Genomic DNA, 18,421 nt, shown 5'->3' on the forward strand with positions numbered 1-18,421 from the left:
CGCCTTGGGCCGTGCCAGTTCGACTGGCACGGTTCTTTGCGTTTCTTGCCTAGGAAAGTCCGGTTTTGGGCGATGTTAGGAGATGCTCGCTAGGTTGCTTATTGCCAAAAGGGAACAAATGTTCTATAATTGATGTATTGTTACTTTGGTTGGGGAGGGGGGGGAAGGGAAACAGTGGATCCAATGAGCGTCAGCGAACGGATGGATAGGGAGGGAATTCCCGGGTTAAGCATCGCATTCATTGAGGATGGTTTGATCAGCCATCGGGAGACCTGGGGAAAGCTTGCGGCGGGGGAGACGGAACCGGTCCGGATGGATACGATGTTTAACGCATGTTCCATCAGCAAATTTGCGGCAAGCGTTTTAGCGCTTGTTCTGGTAGAGGAATGCGTCCTTCAATTGGATGAAGAAGCGAATCGGCGCCTGATATCGTGGAAGATTCCGGAGCATCCGCAATTCCGTTCCGGCCGCGTCACGCTGCGCAGGCTTCTTGGCCATCAAGCCGGCTTTTCCGATCCCGATGGAAGCTTTCCGACGTTGGCCAGGGACCGCAAAGCTCCGTCCATGGCGGAATTGTTAACAGGATTAACGGTTTATAGGCAGGAGCCTGCTTTACTGGTCGCCGAGCCGGGAAGCCGGTTCATCTATTCGGATACGGGATTTTGCGTCATGCAGCTGCTGATTGAAGATGCGACGGGGGAGCCGTTCGAAAAGCTGATACGGAGAAAGATATTTGAACCGCTGGGGATGAAAAACAGCCGTTTCGTCATGGACGAATCCGACATTCGCGCGGGATCTGCCGCCGGACATAACCGATATGGCGACCGGTTGGCCAGCCCCTATCCGATTTATCCGTATGCTGCGGCTGCCGGGCTTTGGACGACACCGACGGACCTCGCGATGTTGGCCGCCGAGCTGATGGCTTCGCTGCAGGGGAAGGGGATATTGGGGATTTCCCCAAAGACCGCAAAGGAAATGTTTACACCGCAGAACGGTTTTAAGTGGGCCGGGCTGGGCGTATTCATGGAGTGCCATGGCGGGAAGCTGGAGATTACCTCGCTCGGGTGGGGCAGCGGTTTCCAATGTATGATGACCGTTTATCCCGAGAAAGGCATAGGGGCGGTATGCATGATGAACGCGGATCCGGGCGTGCATCAAGCCGAGAGCCTCCTCGGATATATCACAACGATGTGGCAGCAGGAGAAATTCGGCTAACCCAAATAGAAAGCCCTTGTTCTCCTGGAAGAACAAGGGCTTGTCCATTGGCGAGGCCAACACGGATCAATGAATGTCGCGGAACAAACCGACGACCTTGCCGAGAATGGTCACGTGATTCAAGCGCAGCGGCTCGTAAGACGGATTCTCCGGCTGCAGACGGATATGATCCTTTTCTTTATAGAACGTTTTTACGGTAGCTTCGTCTTCGTCCGTCATGGCAACGACGATATCTCCGTTATCAGCGGTCTGCTGCTGGCGGACGATGACGTAGTCGCCGTTGTGAATGCCCGCCTCGATCATGCTGTCCCCTACGACCGATAGCATAAAGACTTTCTCGTCCCCGACAAAATGCTGGGGCAGAGGGAAATAATCCTCGATATTTTCCGTAGCGGTAATCGGTACGCCGGCCGTAACCTTACCTACCACGGGAACCCGCGCGATCGTTTGCGTGAACAGGTTGCTGCTTTCGGATTCTTCCTGGCCCAAAATCTCAATGGCGCGAGGTTTCGTTGGGTCCCTGCGGATCAATCCCTTTTTCTCCAGTCTGTCCAGATGGCCGTGCACCGTCGAGCTGGAAGCCAGTCCGACGGCTTCGCCGATCTCGCGGACGGAAGGAGGATAACCTTTGGCCCGGACTTCGTTTCTTATAAATTCCAATATCGCTTGCTGCCGGCTAGATATCTTCGACATTCCCCATCAACCCCATTAGTAACGTTTGGTAAAAGTATAACATAGAACTGCCGTTCGTACAAACACAAGTTCTAAAACGGGAACATGATTTTTCCTTAATGGAGAACAATTGTTCGAAAAAACTATTGAACAAAACATGTGTTCGTGTTATATTGTTCTCATACAAGAACAAATGTTTGGAGGAACGGTTAACATGTTAAAATACAGTACATATCAAAGCATATATAATCATGAAATTTCCGGGGGAGACCGCAACGGCGGGAAACTAAAAGAACAGCTTCACGCTTTCCAGGCCATGTTCACGCGGCGCCAGATGGTGAAGCTTCTGCTGATCGTCATAATTATGACGGCAGGGTGTACAGGCATGGTACGCGTATTTGCCGGTTCCCCTCAAGACGAGGTGCAAATGGAACAAATCGTTGTGTCCCAAGGGGACACGTTATGGCAAATCGCCCGGGATCATAAACCGAAGGACATGGATACCCGCGCATACATTCAGATCATTAAGAAGACGAACCATCTGAAATCCAGCGGCATTCAAGCCGGAGATGTCCTTTCTCTTCCTATATATTAGACTTCGTTTTTATGCCTAAGAGCTTGGTAAGGTTCACGCCTTGACAAGCTCTTTTTCTCATGGCAAAGTTAGGTATGAATTGATTATTGGAGGAGTCATGTATGGATATCGACAGCTTAGTTCAGCGCATTAATGAGCTTGCGCGCAAAGACAAAGAGACTGGCCTGACCAAGGAAGAAACCGAAGAACGTGCGAAATTGCGCGAGAGATATCTTCAAAACGTCCGTCGGAACTTCAGGGCCCAGTTGGATTCGATCGAATGGGTAGAAGACCGCAATGACGGAAAGCGCAAATAAAAATACAGAACATCATGGTTAAGGGGGAAACACGATGTCCCGATCTTGGGAAAGAATGGTTCAGAAAAACTCGGCTCAACTAAACAAGCAGCGTAAAAAACAGGGGAAACCTTCGCTGTATTCCTCGAACGGCTCCGCCACGGCCGACGTCTTCAAAGGGCGGAACTTTGTTCTTCCCATCACGCTGGTAGCGCTTGCCGTCATTTACCTTTTGCTCGGAATGACGAGCCAGCAGGCGGCGATGAACACCTCCTTGAATTGGATCGTGGTCGGATTGTACGTTTTGCTGGCGATTATGATTTTTTTGCGCCGCCCGTTTCTTAAAGTGGACAAAAATACGCTTTCCACGATCAAGTTCAATCGCGACCGGCGTTTGACGGCGGACCAAATCGCCAAAATCAAAGCAGGATCCGGTTCGATCGTGATCGAAATGAAAGGAACGAAGGGGAAAAAGGGCAAGGAAATAAAGGGCGGCAATTGGGTGTTTACCCGTTTGATCAACCGCTACGATACCGAAGCCATGGCAGAACGTCTTGAGCGTTTTGCCGCCTCTTTTAATATTCCGTTTGAAAAACAATAGTACAGATTAACGTTGGGAGAGGGATGGGAAGATGGGAGTTACCGCCGTTTTTTTTGATTTGGACGATACGTTGTTGTGGGATGAGCGCAGCGTGAAGGAATCCTTCCAAGCGACCTGCGAAACGGCCGCCGCCAAAACCGGGGTCGACGCGGAGGCGCTTGAAGCGGCTGTCCGCAAAGAGGCGCGGGCTTTGTACGAGTCGTACGACACGTATGCTTTTACCGCCATGATCGGCATTAACCCGTTTGAAGCATTATGGGGGGAATTTACCGTAGGGAAGCAGCCCGAGTTTCAACGGATGGCCGAAATCGTCCCTGAATACCGGAAGGAATCTTGGCGCCGCGGCCTCGCCGAGCTGGGTGTGGAAGACGCGCAGCTGGCCGAAGAACTTGCCCGACAATTCGGGATGGAAAGACGCTCCCGCCCCCATGTGTATGAAGAAACGTTCCAAGTGCTGCAAGAGCTGAAAGGGAACTATAAGCTTCTGTTGCTGACGAACGGCTGCCCGGGATTGCAGCAGGAAAAACTGGATGGCGTACCGGAGCTGGTCCCTTATTTCGACCAAGTCGTCATTTCGGGCAACTTCGGCAAAGGCAAGCCGGATCCTACCATTTTTGAGCATGCGCTCTCCCGCCTGGGCGTAACCCCGGATGAAGCCGTTATGGTAGGCGACAAACTTTCGACGGACATTAAAGGCGGACTGGCCGCCGGGTTAACGACGGTTTGGATCAACCGTAACGGCAGGCCGTATCATTCGAACATCCAGCCGCATTATGAAATCAAGCATTTGTCCGAGCTGCACGGTATTTTGGAGTCTATGAAGCAGCAAGTTTAACCGGCCAAGCATTAAATGCGATATGTTAATTAAAAGTCTGCCGTTTGCGGTTCTGCCGCATGCGCAGGCTTTTTTCATGTTCTTATTGCGGGATCGCCCCAGCACATTGCTAATATTGTCATCAATTTGTGATCAACCCGCCGTTTTGGAAGCCTGAAAAGCATGTATAATAAATGAAGTGCGGTCAAAAAGCCTACATATCTGCAGATTGACGTAAGGGAGTGGCAGGAATTTGAAAAAGAAATATGTTTTCATAAGCATCATCTTGCTTGTCGTTTTTGCTTTGGCAGGCTGCGGCGGCAGCGGCGGACATGACGGCATGAACATGGATGAAGGCATGATGGAACCGTTAAAGGTCGATTTAACTTTGAATCCGGAGCAGGCAAAAGTCGGGGAAAAGGTTTCAATTGAAGTGTTGGTTACGCAGAAGGATCAAAAAGTGGATAAAGCGGATGAAGTCGAAATCGAAATCATAAAAGACGGCGACAGCAGCGTGCACGAGAAAGTGCCTGCCGAAAATGCGGGGGACGGAAAATACGTGCTCGAAAAAACGTTCGACGGCGCGGGAACCTATAAAATCACCTCTCATGTAACCTACGGACCGCAGCATACGATGCCGACCAAAAGTTTGACCGTAAGCGAGTAACGGAATAAGAAAGTAAAAACGAACCCCGTCCCTTGGACAACAAGGAGCGGGGTTCGTTGCATGTATATCATGAACGGGAGGAAGGCCTGACTTCCAATCTCCGTTTAGGCTTTTTGGAAACTCGGATCTTCGACGGGATAAGCGACCCAGCCGTTTTTTTCGATGAAGAGACGTACGGCGATGATTTGGCGGTTATCCATCAGCGTAAAGAAATGGTTGGTGTTTTCGGGAACGGAAATGACGTCGCCGGCTTCGAGTTCCACGTTAAAATATCCGATATCGTCGCTGCCTTTGATGACGAAGATGCCTTTGCCGCCGACGATGGCGCGGATTTCATCCTCCGTATGGGTATGTACCTCTTCGAATTTGTTGAGCAGATCCTCCAGATTCGGCGTCGCGTCCGACAGCGTGATCACGTCCCAGATTTGGTAACCGCGGCGTGCCGCCAAATCGCGGATTTCTTCGTCGTACACCTTCAAAATTTCGTTTTTTTGCTCGTCGGTTAATTGAAAATTATTACGAAGCTCGGCGGGCATCTTGGAAGCGTCCCATTTCTCGAACAATACGTTTTGTTTGTTTAAGAATTCACGAACATTATCGTCACCGGTGATTCTTTCATTCGTATTACGAATTACGATTTCAGCCATTGCCTTTCCCCTCTTTTCCACTTGGTTTAATTTATATTATAACGAAGCCGCCATTTTTTGTCGATGCGTTTCTTCCGTTCCAGCCGTCGCCGTACCGCCGTTTTGGCACTTTTCTAAATATAGGTATTCTGCTAAACTAAGATTTAACGTTTCGCGAGGGGGAAAATACATGAACAGACCTAGCTTGCAGGAAATCATGAAAGACCGAATATTAATACTCGACGGTGCCATGGGCACGATGATCCAGCAGGTCCAGCTCGGTCCCCAGGATTTTGGAGGAGAAGAACTCGAAGGCTGTAACGAGATGCTTGTGCTGACGCGTCCGGACGTCATCGAAGAGATCCATGAAAAATATCTGGAAGCAGGGGCCGATTTAATCGAAACCAATACCTTCGGCGCAACGTCCGTTGTGCTGGCGGAATACGATATACCGGAGAAAGCAAGCGAAATCAATGTAAAGGCGGCGGAAATCGCCCGCCGGGCGGCGGATAAATTCAGCACGCCGGACAAGCCCAGATACGTGGTCGGAGCCATGGGACCGACGACCAAAACATTGTCGGTTACGGGCGGCGTGACGTTCGACGAGCTGGTCGCCAGCTACAAAGAGCAGGCACTGGCTTTAATCGAGGGCCGCGTTGACGCGCTGCTTCTTGAAACGAGCCAGGATACGCTGAACGTGAAAGCCGGAAGCATCGGTATCCGCCAAGCGTTTGAAAGCAGCGGCACGACGCTGCCGGTGATGATTTCAGGCACGATCGAACCGATGGGCACGACGCTGGCGGGGCAGAACATCGAAGCCTTTTATATTTCGCTTGAACATTTAAACCCGATATCCGTCGGGCTTAACTGTGCCACAGGCCCGGAATTTATGCGGGATCATATCCGCTCTTTGTCCTCCATGGCCAAAACGGCGATCAGCTGCTATCCGAACGCCGGGCTGCCGGACGAAAACGGGAACTATCATGAATCCCCGGATTCTTTGGCGCGCAAAATGGAAGACTTCGCGAAAAACGGCTGGTTAAACATCGCCGGCGGATGCTGCGGCACGACGCCGGAGCATATCCGCGCCATGTCCGAAGCGATGGGCAAGTACGAGCCGCGGCCGCTTGCGGGGACCCATGCCCCAGCGATTTCCGGCATCGAACCGGTCTACATCGAACAGGATAACCGCCCTTACATGGTAGGGGAAAGAACCAACGTACTCGGCTCGCGCAAATTCAAGCGGCTGATCGTCGAGGGCAAGTTCGAAGAAGCGTCAGAAATCGCCCGCGCGCAAGTGAAAAACGGGGCGCATGTCATCGACGTATGCGTGCAGGACCCGGACCGCGACGAAGCGATCGACATGAAAAAATTCCTGGAGCTGGTCGTGAAGAAGGTCAAAGTGCCGCTGATGATCGATACGACCGATGCCGAGGTCATCGACCTTGCCTTGAAATATTCGCAGGGCAAATCGATCATTAACTCCATTAACCTTGAAGATGGTGAAGAAAAATTCGAAAAGGTGACGCCGCTGATCCATAAATACGGCGCGGCCGTCGTCGTCGGCACCATTGACGAAAGCGGACAAGCGATACATCGCGACGACAAGCTTAAAGTCGCCCAAAGATCCTATGATCTTCTCGTGAATAAATACAAGCTTGCCCCGGAGGACATCATTTTCGATACGCTTGTCTTTCCGGTCGGCACGGGGGACGAGCAATATATCGGCTCCGCCAGGGAAACGATCGAAGGCATCCGTTTGATCAAACAAGCCATGCCGGAATGCCATACCATCCTCGGCATCAGCAACGTATCCTTCGGCCTGCCCGAGGCCGGGCGCGAGGTGCTGAATTCGGTATTCCTGTACGAATGCACGAAAGCGGGACTTGATTACGCGATCGTCAATACCGAAAAGCTGGAGCGCTACGCTTCGATTCCGGAGGAGGAACGCAAGCTGGCGGAGGCGTTGATTTACGACACGAACGACGAGACGCTTGCCGCGTTTGTCGCCGCATTCCGGAACAAAAAGGTCGAGAAAAAAGAAAAACTGTCCAACCTGACGCTGGAAGAGAGGCTTGCTTCTTACGTGGTGGAAGGCTCCAAGGAAGGGCTGATCCCGGATCTGGATGCGGCATTGCAAAAATACGGCGCGCTGGAAATCATCAACGGGCCTTTGATGGACGGCATGGCGGAAGTCGGAAGGCTGTTCAACAACAATGAACTGATCGTCGCGGAAGTGCTGCAAAGCGCGGAAGTCATGAAAGCGTCCGTGTCGTACCTGGAACAATTCATGGAAAAAAACGAAACCTCGGTCAAAGGCAAAATGCTGCTCGCCACCGTCAAAGGCGATGTGCATGACATCGGGAAAAATCTGGTGGAAATCATCCTTTCCAATAACGGTTACGAGATCGTCAATCTGGGCATAAAAGTAGCACCGGAAACCATTATCGAGGCTTACCGCAGGGAAAAGGCCGATTTGATCGGTTTGTCCGGCCTGCTGGTCAAGTCGGCACAGCAAATGGTCGTGACCGCGCAAGACTTGAGAAATGCGGGCGTAGACGTTCCGATTATGGTCGGCGGTGCCGCGTTGACGCGGAAATTCACAAAAACGCGGATCCGTCCGGAATACAACGGGCTTGTCGTGTATGCCAAGGACGCGATGGACGGGCTCGATCTGGCCAACAAGCTGATGGATCCGGTACAGCGCGAAGCGATGCGGGCGGAAATGGAGGCCGAGCTGGAAGCGCTCAAGGCCGAAACGGAGAAGCCGCAGGTTTTGCCGGAGATTACGCGAGCGGCAAAGTCCAGCGTATCGACCGATGTTCCGGTGTTTATCCCGCCGGATTTGGAGCGTCACATCATCCGGAATTATCCGATTACCCATATCGTGCCGTACATGAACATGCAGATGCTTTTGGGACATCATTTGGGACTGCGCGGCCAGGTGGAACAGCTTTTGGCCGAAGGCAACGAAAAGGCCGTGGAATTGAAAGCGACCGTCGACAGCCTGCTGGAAGAGGCGGCCTCCGAGGGGATCATTCAAGCGCATGCGATGTATCGCTTTTTCCCTGCGCAATCCCGGGGCAACGATATCGTCATTTACGACCCCGAAGACATGTCCAAAGTGCTGCATACGTTCACTTTTCCGCGCCAAAACGTGCCGCCGTTCCTTTGCCTTGCGGATTTCCTGAAATCCCAAGACAGCGGGCAGATGGACTATGTCGGATTTTTGGTGGTCACGGCCGGTCAAGGCATATCGAAGCTGTCGTCGGAATGGAAGGACAAAGGGGACTATCTGCGCTCCCATGCCCTGCAGTCGGTGGCGCTCGAAACCGCCGAAGCGCTTGCCGAACGCGTGCACCACATCATGCGCGACTCTTGGGGATTCCCGGACCCGGCGGATATGACGATGAAGCAGCGCCACGGGGCGCGTTATCAAGGGATCCGCGTTTCGTTCGGTTATCCCGCCTGCCCGGATCTCGAGGATCAGGGGCCGCTGTTCAAGCTGATGAAGCCGGAAGATATCGGCGTGCATCTGACGGAAGGGTTCATGATGGAGCCGGAGGCGTCGGTATCGGCGATGGTGTTTGCGCATCCGGAAGCGCGTTACTTTAATGTCGACAAGGCAAAATGATGTACTCATCCTAACGGATGATGCGAGCGAAAAAATCCTCCTTTTCGGGAGGTTTTTTTGCCGCCATGCCAAGCTTTGCAAGCTTGTTTCGCTGAAGCGGCCGTTTGCTTGTCAAGGGCGGCCGCTTTTTTGCTGACATTACAGAAAGAAGGTTGCTTGTTATGGAACTTGAATTTTTGGGGACCAATGCGGGAGTGCCCTCGCTGCAGCGGAACGTAACGTCGATGGCTTTGCGCATGTTCGAGGAGCGCCGCTCGTTTTGGCTGTTCGATTGCGGGGAGGCGACGCAGCATCAGATCCTGCGATCTTCGTTAAAGCTCAGCAAATTGGAGAAAATTTTCATCACGCATTTGCATGGTGACCATATTTTCGGCCTTCCGGGATTGCTGTCCAGCCGGGCTTATCAAGGCGGCACGACGAAACTGCACGTGTACGGCCCGCCGGGCATCAAACAGTATATCGACGTCAGCCTGACGCTCAGCCAATCCCGGATCGAATATGAGCTTGAGGTCGTTGAACATACCGGGGGAACGGTCTACGAAGACGAGGACATCGTCGTCGAATCGCTGCTGCTCGATCACCGGATCGACAGTTACGGATACCGCATCGCGGAAAAAGACAAACCGGGGAGCCTCGATTTGCAGCGGCTTGCCGAATACGGGTTAAAACCCGGACCGGCATACGGGCGGTTGAAAAGAGGGGAGAGCATCGACCTGGGAAATGGAACGACGCTGCATCCCGGAGAAGTGCTGGGAGCTCCGAAAAAAGGGCGGGTCGTCACGATTTTGGGCGATACCCGTCCTTGCGGAAACGTTTTGAAGCTCGCCCGCGATGCGGATTTGCTCGTGCACGAAGCGACGTTCATGGACGATCTGAAGGAATCGGCGCACAATTACCATCACAGCACGTCCGTTCAGGCAGCCGAGGCTGCGGCCGCCGCCGGGGCCAAAGAACTGATTTTGACCCACTTCAGCTCGCGGTATAAGGACATGGAACATTTAAAGCCGCTGCTCGAAGAAGCGCAGTCGGTATTTCCCAAAACGCTGCTTGCCGAAGAGCTGATGTTGTTCCCCGTGCACAGGCATGAATGAAGCAAGGACGCGATTTCCGGTTTCCAGAAAGGCTCCGTACGGAGCTCTTTTCTTTTTGGAATTGCCCGGGGAAATGGATTATTTTCCGGGAAAGCGCAGGAAATGACATAAGGCACCAGCACCAGCCATCGAAGAGGCGGCCCATGAGCCGTTCTTTGGCGAACCTCATAGAAAAAATGTCTAATGCGTCGCGGCGTGGGAGGCTGCGGTCCTGATAAGTTGCGGCATTCCTCCAATTTTTTTAAAATAGAACTGTCGAAGCGAAGAAATGCCATCTTCGATTACCCAGGTTTACACAAGAAAAGAGGAAGCTGACATGCCCCAAAACAAAAAGACCAAAGGTCTGTTGATAGATCTTGACGGAACGCTTTACCACGGCAACCATCGGATTCCCGGCGCGGATGAACTCATCCGGTCGTTAAAACAACGCCGAATCCCTTATATGTTCGTGACGAACAACTCGTCCCGTACGGCGGAAGGCGTAGCGAAGCATTTGAATGAGATGGGAATCGAAGCAAGGCCGGAAGAAGTGTGCACTTCGTCGCTTGCCGCGGCCGAATACATCGCCGGAGAATCTCCGGGAGCTTCCGTGGCTATGCTAGGAGAAGAAGGACTCCGCCAGGCGTTGTCCGATGCCGGATTACATATCGTAGACGAGAATCCGCAATATGTGGTGCAAGGAATCGACCGTTTTTTTACATACGAAAGTTTGGCCAAAGCCGTGCAGTGGATTCGCGGCGGGGCAAAGTACGTCCTGACCAACCCCGATCTGCTGCTCCCGTCGGACCATGGCCTGGTGCCCGGAGCAGGTTCGCTATCCGCGTCGATACAGGCCGCATCCGGAACGGAGCCGATCGTCATCGGCAAACCGGCGGGGCATCTGATGAGCTTTGCAACGGACAGGCTCGGGATCTCTCCTGCGGATGCGACGGTGGTGGGCGATAATTTGCGTACCGACATTGCCGCCGGGGCGGCTGCCGGATGCGAAACGATTTTGGTTTTGACGGGACTGACGACGGAGGAAAACATGGAGGCTCTGATCGAGGGAGCCGGCGTCCGTCCGGATGTGGTTTGCAAAGACCTTTATGAATTAATGCAACGGATTTGTCCGGATGAAACGGAAGTTTACTGAATTTTTGAAATAATCATGTCATCTATGCTGCAAACGAAAGGATCGATGAACGAATGCCGGAACTGCCGGAGATGGAGAATTACCGAAGACTGCTTTCGGAACATATTGTCAACCTGCCGATTACCCGAGTGGTAATCCATCGGGAAAAATCGCTGAACGTCCCGGCCGAACAATTTATCGGAGAGGTAACGGGACTGCGCGTCATTTTCGTGGAACGAAGGGGCAAATTCCTTGTGTTCCATATGAACAACGGGCGGCGTTTGCTGCTGCATCTGATGCTGGGCGGCATGCTGTATTACGGGACGGAGGAAGACCGCCCGGACCGGAATACCCAAGTGGAGATTTCTTTCGGGGCGAATACGCTTTATTTTATCGGGCTTCGCCTCGGATATCTTCACTTGCTGTCCGCGAAGGAAACCGAAGAAACGCTCAAACCGCTGGGGCCGGAGCTGTTGGACCGCCGGATGAACAAGGAGCGTTTTACGGAACTGATCAAAGGCCGGCGCGGCTCGTTGAAAAGCCTGCTCGTCAATCAGCATGCCATTGCGGGCATCGGCAACTGCTATGCGGATGAAATCGCGTTTGAGGCGGGGCTGCTGCCTTCGGCCAAACTGCAGGATTTATCCGAGGAGTCGATCGGACGCTTGTATGACGCCGCCGTCAAAGTGTTGCCTGAAGCGCTGGAACATGGGGGTTACATGGAGTCGCCCTTCATGGCCGGCGATACGTTGACCGGAGGTTATGACAAGATGTGCAAAGTGTACGACCGCGAAGGGGAAAGCTGCGTGCGCTGCGGCGGGGTCGTGAACCGAATCGAATTGACGGGGAGAAAAGCCTTCTTCTGCCTGTCCTGCCAGCATGACCGCTAATCGAATGATCGGCTGCCATGTCAGCACCCGCGGCGGTTTTGGGAGAGCCGCCAGGCGGGCCTGGGACATGGGGGCCAAATCGTTTCAATATTTTCCGAAAAATCCGCGCAGTCTTTCCATCAAGGAACTTGATGCATCCGCTGCGACGGATTGCTTTCGTTTTTGCCGGGAAAAGGGAATGCCGAGCATCGCCCATACGCCGTACCCGGTCAACATCGCCATCGGCGAGACCCGCGGCCGCGAGTTATACGAAGCTACGGTCGCTTCGCTGAAAAACGATTTGATCATTGCCGAAGCCTGCGGCTCCGTCGGGATCGTCGTCCATTTCGGCCATTTGAAAAGCAGCGACCCGTTACAGGGCTACAAAAATATAATACAATGTTTAAATGAAACGCTTGGCGGATGGCAGGGCAAGACCAAAATTTTGCTTGAAAACCAGGCGGGACAGCCCGGGGCGATGGGAATTACGCTGGAAGAGCTGGTTTACGTGAGGAACCTGGCCGAAGAGCCGGAGAAAATCGCATTTTGTTTGGATACCTGCCATGCGTTTGCATCGGGAACGTGGATTCCGGAGGAAACGGACAGATGGATGGAACGGGGGAGGGAGCTTGGCTACTGGCAAAACCTCGCCGCCGTCCACATGAACGATTCGAAATACCCTTCCGGCTCGGGAAAAGACCGCCATGCCCGGATCGGGGAGGGCCGCATCGGCGCGGATCGCTTGGCGGAGCTGATTTCGAATCCGGAATTCGAGGGGTTGCCGATCGTATTGGAGACGGATCCCGGACCGGATGGAACGCACGGGGACGAAATGGAATTGCTGTACCGTCTTTTGGAAGGAAAAAGATAAGAAGCGTTGCTTGCAAGGACGGGAGAAAGGAGGGGAAGCCGTGCTGCATGTATTTTTGGATGATTACCGGCGATGTCCCGACGGTTTTGTTCTGGCGAAAAATGCGCAGGAATGCCTTCTTTTGCTGCAGGAATGCGAGGTCGGCATATTGTCGCTGGACTACGACCTCGGACCCGGCGAGCCGTCCGGAAAAGAGGTCGTGCACGGCATGATCGCAGGGCGGCTGTTCCCGCAAGAGATTTTTTTGCATACGTCCAGCATGCGGGGGAAGAGGGAAATGTACGAGCTGCTCTACCAATCGGTGCCGGATCATGTGAAGCTTCATAACGGGCCCATGCCTCCGGACGTACTGGAACGGGCCGCCAAGGGGGAGCAGGAATGAGGCCGCTGGACGAAAAACAGCTTCTAGAGGAGCTGTGGCGCAAAGGCGAACCGTTGGCCGTGTTTCTGCACACCCCATTTTGCGGGACATGCAAAGTGGCGCGGCGAATGCTGGAAGTGGCCGAACATTTGCTGCCGGAGGGCTTATTGGCCGAAGCCGACGTCAATATGACGCCGACGGTTGTGGAGCAGTACAAAATCCGCAGCGTTCCGGCCCTGCTTTTGGCGGACAAGGAGCGGAGCGGAAAGCCGGAAATCATCTATTCCATGGGATCGGTCGGAGACTTGTTAGCTCAAATAAGGGGAGTGCTTTCATGATTACGATGCGGGATGTGTCTTTGCGGAGAGAAGAGAATCAGATTTTGGACCACGTCTCCCTGAACATTCGAAAAGGGGAAAACTGGGTTATTTTGGGGCGCAACGGCTCCGGCAAAACGACCATTTTGGAGATGCTGACGGGGTACCTTTTTCCAAGCAGCGGCCGGATCGAGGTGCTCGGCAACGTTTACGGGGAATGCGACGTGCGCGAGGTCCGCAAAGAGATCGGATATATCAGTCCGAGCTTGCTGGAAAAACTCAATTTGAGCGATCCGGTGTGGGAGGTCGTGGCCACGGGCGCTTACGCGTTTTTGCGTTTCTATCAGGAAATACCCGAAGACGTGAAAGAAAAGGCACTGAAGCTGCTGGAAGAAATGAATTTGGGCAAGTTGTCCTACCATCCGCTCGGCACCCTGTCGCAAGGGGAACGGAAAAAGGTGATGCTTGCGAGAAGTTTGATGAGCGAGCCGAAGCTTCTGATCATGGACGAGCCTTGCGCCGGGCTGGATTTGTACGAACGCGAAAAAATGCTGGCGGAGGTGGAACGTCTCGGCGAACGGGACATCACCGTGGTGTACGTGACGCATCATGTGGAGGAAATTATGCCGCTTTTCAGCCACGTCGCTTTGATCCGGGACGGGAAAATCGCGGGCTCCGGCCCGAAACAAGAAGTTCTGAACGACGAAATGATAAAACAAACCTACGATATTCCGGCACGGATCGAATGGGATGGCGGCCGGCCTTGGATTAAAGTGGTTTCTGGAGGTTAATCCGTTTTGGATGATAAACAAACAACAAACGATGAAAAAAACACGGGAATTTCCCGGTTTATATGCACGGCCAACCACGGGTTTGCACCCTATGCCCAGGAGGAGCTGCGCCGGAGATTCGGCAAGCTGAAAAGCAGCATGCTGGTTTCAGGCGAGGTTTTTCTTGTGACCTTGTTTGAAGATGCGGACAGGGCGATCGCAAGCATCGTTTCCCACCCGCCTATTTTTTTGCGCCACATACAGCCGGTGCACCTTGAACTGCGAGCGGATCAAGACAATGCATATCCCCAAATGGTTCAATTTTTGCTTCGCCAAGACAAACTTCATGGGGCCGCGGTTTCGCTGCAGGTAAGGAAAGCGGAGCAAAGCGCCGTATCCGGCAGCGCCGGCGAGATTCGCGAGAGCCTCCAAGAGCAATTAACGGGGTTAAACGCCGAATTTGTCGTTCGCGACGCCGACTGGGTCATATCCGTTTTTGCAGCAGGAGAGATGCTGTACGTCGGGGTTTCCGAACCGAACGACAACCTGTCCGACTGGAGCGGGGGCGCGGTCCGCTTCCAGCGCGAGGAAGGGCAAATATCCCGGGCGAAGTTCAAGCTCTTGGAGGCCGAGCAAAGCTTCGGGATCGATTTCAAGTCGTTTCATACCGCTCTGGATATCGGGGCCGCTCCCGGCGGCTGGACCTCGTTCCTGTTGGAGCGGGGACTGCAGGTGACGGCGGTGGACCCTGCCTTGATGCACGAGTCGCTGCGAAATCATCCTGGCTTGCGTATTTTCAAGAAAAACGCCTCGGAAGTTCATTTTCAGGAAGGCGAATTCGATCTGCTAGTTTGCGATATGAGCTGGAGCCCGAAACAAATGGTCAAACTGGTTACGGAACTGCTTCCAAGCCTGCGGGCAGGAGGCACGGCCGTCGTGACGGTCAAGCTCATGCACAAGAAACCTATGGCGCTTGTCGACGATGTCATGTCGTCTTTCGAGGCCGCGAACATGCAGATTCAGCGAGCGAAGCAGCTGTTCCACAACCGGGACGAAATCACCTTATACATGATTAAATATTAACGGAATAAAACAAGGTGATGGGTACATGAAGATAACGAATATAAAAATAGTACTTTACACAGATATTGCCATTGCTCTATAATGATACCAAATTCACCATACGATAATTAAAGGGAAAGCATCCCTGAGCAAAGCCTTACGACTGATCGTAAGCGTCTTTGCCGGGGAGGCTTTCCCTTTTTTTGTCTTGAAAGAGAGGGACACGCATGAATCATCCTTCCAAGCTGCATGCCGGCCATTCGATTGGGGGGAGATACGAGATCATACGCAAGATCGGCGAAGGCGGCATGAGCCATGTCTATCTGGCCGAGGATTTGAAGCTGCCGGGTAAACTCTGGGCCGTCAAGGAGAGCGTTTCCGACCCGGCCCGTTACAGCAGCATACGGGAAGAAGCGCAGCTTTTGATATCCCTTAGCCATGCCAGGCTGCCCCGAATCGTGGATTTTTTTCCGCCGGACGAGGACGGTTACACCTATCTGGTCATGGATTATATCCAAGGGATTACGCTGGAGAAATATTTTCGCGGATACCGCGGCCGGATTCCGGTCGATTCGATTCTGCAGCTGGCGGATCAGCTGCTGGAAGTGCTGGATTACCTGCACACGCATGATCCGGTCGTCATTTTCAGGGATTTGAAGCCGTCGAACATTATGCTGACGGAGCAGCTGGAGCTGAGGCTGATCGATTTCGGCATCGCCCGCAATTACAAGCAGGCGCAGGCGCAGGACACGGTAAAGCTGGGTACGGTCGGGTTTGCCGCTCCGGAGCAGTATGGTTCAGGCCAAAGCGACGCCCGATCCGATTTGTACGGTTTCGGGGCGTTGATGCTTTATTTGACGACGGGAGGGGCTTTCAGCGAGTGGACGGAGGACGCGGCACACAGCATACGCCAAGATTTGCCCCGTCAACTCGTTCCAGTCATACGGAAATTGCTCGAGCCCATGCCCGAAAACCGTTACGCCTCCGCCGCCGAAGTACGCGGGGTGATCGCGGCGGCCGTCCGGCAGGAAATGAAGCCGGCCCCGAAGCGGGGAAAGGACATGGCCGGGCGAAAAAGCACGCAGGTGATTGCGGTGATGGGAGCCAGCGGCGGCACTGGGACGACGCATACGGCGATCGCTATCAGCCATTTCTTGGCGAGAAGCCGCAGCAAGGTCGCGCTGGTCGAAATGAACATGAGGTCGCCGGCATTCCGAAGGATCCAACAAATCGTCGACGGGGAAAGCTCCGCCGGGCCGGGCAGCCGCAAATTCGAGGTGGAAGGCGTGGATTATTGGCGGCAGACGGCCAGAAGCGACGTGATAACATTATTGTCCGGCAGCTACGATTTCCTTGTGATCGATCTCGGAACATTCAGGGAGCGGGAACGGCTGGAAGAGTTTCTGCGCGCCGACTTTCCGATCATCATCGCCTCCGGCGCGGAGTGGCGCCAGCAGGACGTGCTGGATATGGTCCACGGCTTGTCGCGATATCCCCGGCAGAAGTGGATGTATGTCCTGCCGCTGGCCGGGGAGGATGCCGTATCCCGGCTTCGCAAGCAGCTGGATTCCACGCAGGTGTTTGCGCTGCCGCTGCAGATGGATCCGTTCGATCAATGCGAAGAGACGGACAAAGTGCTGAGCCGCATTTTTCATGGGGCGGCTGCCGGAATCCAGCGGAGAAGGAGATTCCGGTTCGGTCTCAGCTGATCCGCGGTTTAATGGAGGGGGATGATCAAATTCATGTCAAAACTGAGACAGCGAACGAGGCATATGCTTTACGCCGGTTTGGCTGGAGCCTCGGCGGTGGGCATCGTGTTTGCGGCGTACGCCGCCGTTAGCGGGATTCGGCACCATGCCAAGGAAAACGAGATCAGGGAAGAGTACCGCCGGCAAATCGCCAAGTTGGAACAAGCGAGGCTGAATGAGGAGAAGCAGATGGTTCCGGCCTGGACGCTTGCGCGGGACGTTGCCGCCGGCGAGGCCGTCACGGCGAAAGACCTTGTGCGCGCCAAGCTGCCGAAAGGAACGGCGCCCGCGAATCTGCTGGAAGGCGGAAGCGGCGACGAAATCAAGATTGCAAAAATCGAGCTGAAAAAGGGGACGCCCCTGACGGAGGCCATGGTTTACGAGGGCCAACCGATCCAAGCGGATCTTCGGAACAAGGAGATTCAGGCCGTCGTATTGCCATCGAATTTGCGCGAGCGCGACGTGGTCGACGTACGCATCCAATTTCCTACGGGACAGGACTACATCGTTTTATCCAAAAAGAAAATCGATAAGCTGCTTAGCCCGGCCATGTGGATCCGGTTGACGGAGCAGGAGATATTGGCATTGTCCAGCGCGATGGTGGATGCTTACCTGCATGACGCGAAGCTGTACGCCGTGACTTACGTGGAGCCGGAGATGCAGGATCGGGCGATTCCGACTTATCCGGTCAACAAGGAGGTGATGAAGCTGATCGCAAGCGACCCGAACATCGTAAACAAAGCGGAACGGAAGCTGTCCGAAGCCATACGCGTTTCCCTGGAACAAGACTTGGAAAAAGCGGTGCAGCAACGGCCAAACGGCAGCTTCGCCGAATCCGAATTCGCTCCCTCAGGCTTGAGCGGAGGCATGTACTCTTCAGGTCGTTCTGCGGCATCGGACGTTTCCGGAGCATCGAACGCCGACGGCTTATGGAACGATGAAGCGTCAGCGGCGGCGAACGAACACGCGGGGAATCCCGCTCCGGGAACAAGCGGCAAGATCACGGCCCCGGATCCAAACCAAGACAGTTTTTCGCTGGGGGATGTCCAGGAAAACAAACTGCTTGAGCAAAGCCTGAATGATCGCCGGGAGGGCAGCGCGGCACCTTCGGATCAACCTTGA

General features: G+C 53.8%; 19 protein-coding genes. 17 read left to right on the forward strand and 2 right to left on the reverse strand.

Annotated elements, in window-relative coordinates; translation table 11 throughout:
- Positions 1–183: 183 nt before the first annotated feature.
- A complete protein-coding gene (locus MKY58_RS10665; RefSeq protein ID WP_339325116.1) occupies positions 184–1,215 on the forward strand; it encodes a serine hydrolase domain-containing protein in 1,032 nt (343 codons plus the stop codon).
- Positions 1,216–1,281: 66 nt separating this feature from the next.
- Here the strand turns inward: MKY58_RS10665 and lexA are convergent, their stop codons facing one another.
- Entirely contained in the window at positions 1,282–1,908 is a 627-nt protein-coding gene (gene lexA, locus MKY58_RS10670; RefSeq protein WP_212948478.1) for a transcriptional repressor LexA, read from the reverse strand.
- A 193-nt stretch (positions 1,909–2,101) separates the two neighbouring features.
- Between lexA and MKY58_RS10675 the strand changes: the two genes are divergently transcribed.
- The 5 genes from MKY58_RS10675 (at position 2,102) to MKY58_RS10695 (ending at position 4,839) form a co-directional block, all read left to right on the forward strand.
- Positions 2,102–2,482 (forward strand): LysM peptidoglycan-binding domain-containing protein, encoded by a 381-nt coding sequence (locus MKY58_RS10675; RefSeq protein WP_339324500.1) that lies wholly within the window; start codon positions 2,102–2,104, stop codon positions 2,480–2,482.
- A 101-nt stretch (positions 2,483–2,583) separates the two neighbouring features.
- Positions 2,584–2,778 (forward strand): DUF896 domain-containing protein, encoded by a 195-nt coding sequence (locus MKY58_RS10680; RefSeq protein WP_036711911.1) that lies wholly within the window; start codon positions 2,584–2,586, stop codon positions 2,776–2,778.
- A gap of 34 nt (positions 2,779–2,812) precedes the next feature.
- The gene (locus MKY58_RS10685; RefSeq protein WP_339324501.1) at positions 2,813–3,358 is read left to right on the forward strand and encodes a hypothetical protein; all 546 of its coding nucleotides are present in this window, start codon (positions 2,813–2,815) and stop codon (positions 3,356–3,358) included.
- A gap of 31 nt (positions 3,359–3,389) precedes the next feature.
- Entirely contained in the window at positions 3,390–4,193 is an 804-nt protein-coding gene (locus tag MKY58_RS10690; RefSeq protein ID WP_339324502.1) for an HAD family hydrolase, read from the forward strand.
- Positions 4,194–4,425: 232 nt separating this feature from the next.
- Positions 4,426–4,839 (forward strand): FixH family protein, encoded by a 414-nt coding sequence (locus MKY58_RS10695; protein WP_339324503.1) that lies wholly within the window; start codon positions 4,426–4,428, stop codon positions 4,837–4,839.
- Between the two features lie 104 nt (positions 4,840–4,943).
- Here MKY58_RS10695 and MKY58_RS10700 read toward each other — a convergent pair whose 3' ends face one another.
- Entirely contained in the window at positions 4,944–5,486 is a 543-nt protein-coding gene (locus MKY58_RS10700; RefSeq protein WP_339324504.1) for an acireductone dioxygenase, read from the reverse strand.
- 169 nt (positions 5,487–5,655) lie between these two features.
- Here MKY58_RS10700 and metH point away from each other — a divergent pair, with 169 nt between their 5' ends.
- The 11 genes from metH to MKY58_RS10755 all read left to right on the forward strand — a co-directional run bounded on the left by metH (position 5,656) and on the right by MKY58_RS10755 (position 18,421).
- Positions 5,656–9,099: a methionine synthase gene (gene metH, locus MKY58_RS10705; protein ID WP_339324505.1), complete on the forward strand. Its 3,444-nt coding sequence runs from the start codon at positions 5,656–5,658 to the stop codon at positions 9,097–9,099.
- 161 nt (positions 9,100–9,260) lie between these two features.
- The gene (gene rnz / locus MKY58_RS10710) at positions 9,261–10,190 is read left to right on the forward strand and encodes a ribonuclease Z (RefSeq protein ID WP_036711921.1); all 930 of its coding nucleotides are present in this window, start codon (positions 9,261–9,263) and stop codon (positions 10,188–10,190) included.
- A 316-nt stretch (positions 10,191–10,506) separates the two neighbouring features.
- On the forward strand, positions 10,507–11,322 hold the full coding sequence (locus MKY58_RS10715; protein ID WP_339324506.1) for a TIGR01457 family HAD-type hydrolase: 816 nt from the start codon (positions 10,507–10,509) through the stop codon (positions 11,320–11,322).
- Positions 11,323–11,375: 53 nt separating this feature from the next.
- Positions 11,376–12,191, forward strand: a complete 816-nt coding sequence (locus MKY58_RS10720) for a DNA-formamidopyrimidine glycosylase family protein (protein ID WP_339324507.1) — start codon at positions 11,376–11,378, stop codon at positions 12,189–12,191.
- Positions 12,181–13,041, forward strand: a complete 861-nt coding sequence (locus MKY58_RS10725) for a deoxyribonuclease IV (RefSeq protein ID WP_339324508.1) — start codon at positions 12,181–12,183, stop codon at positions 13,039–13,041. The genes MKY58_RS10720 and MKY58_RS10725 overlap by 11 nt, the downstream gene beginning before the upstream one ends.
- 40 nt (positions 13,042–13,081) lie before the next feature.
- The gene (locus MKY58_RS10730) at positions 13,082–13,423 is read left to right on the forward strand and encodes a cyclic-phosphate processing receiver domain-containing protein (protein ID WP_339324509.1); all 342 of its coding nucleotides are present in this window, start codon (positions 13,082–13,084) and stop codon (positions 13,421–13,423) included.
- Positions 13,420–13,740, forward strand: coding sequence for a thioredoxin family protein (locus MKY58_RS10735; RefSeq protein WP_212948487.1), 321 nt, complete (start codon positions 13,420–13,422; stop codon positions 13,738–13,740). Before MKY58_RS10730 ends, MKY58_RS10735 begins: the two co-directional genes overlap by 4 nt.
- Positions 13,737–14,510 carry an ATP-binding cassette domain-containing protein gene (locus tag MKY58_RS10740; protein ID WP_036711930.1) on the forward strand — a complete coding sequence of 258 codons (774 nt, stop codon included), beginning with the start codon at positions 13,737–13,739 and terminating at the stop codon, positions 14,508–14,510. Before MKY58_RS10735 ends, MKY58_RS10740 begins: the two co-directional genes overlap by 4 nt.
- Positions 14,511–14,516: 6 nt before the next feature.
- Positions 14,517–15,572, forward strand: a complete 1,056-nt coding sequence (locus MKY58_RS10745; RefSeq protein ID WP_339324510.1) for an SAM-dependent methyltransferase — start codon at positions 14,517–14,519, stop codon at positions 15,570–15,572.
- Between the two features lie 206 nt (positions 15,573–15,778).
- Positions 15,779–17,260, forward strand: a complete 1,482-nt coding sequence (locus tag MKY58_RS10750; RefSeq protein WP_339324511.1) for a protein kinase — start codon at positions 15,779–15,781, stop codon at positions 17,258–17,260.
- 33 nt (positions 17,261–17,293) lie between these two features.
- Positions 17,294–18,421 carry an SAF domain-containing protein gene (locus tag MKY58_RS10755; protein ID WP_339324512.1) on the forward strand — a complete coding sequence of 376 codons (1,128 nt, stop codon included), beginning with the start codon at positions 17,294–17,296 and terminating at the stop codon, positions 18,419–18,421.

It is taken from the genome of Paenibacillus sp. FSL W8-0194 (assembly GCF_037969745.1).
Classification (GTDB): Bacteria; Bacillota; Bacilli; order Paenibacillales; family Paenibacillaceae; genus Paenibacillus_AQ; species Paenibacillus_AQ cookii.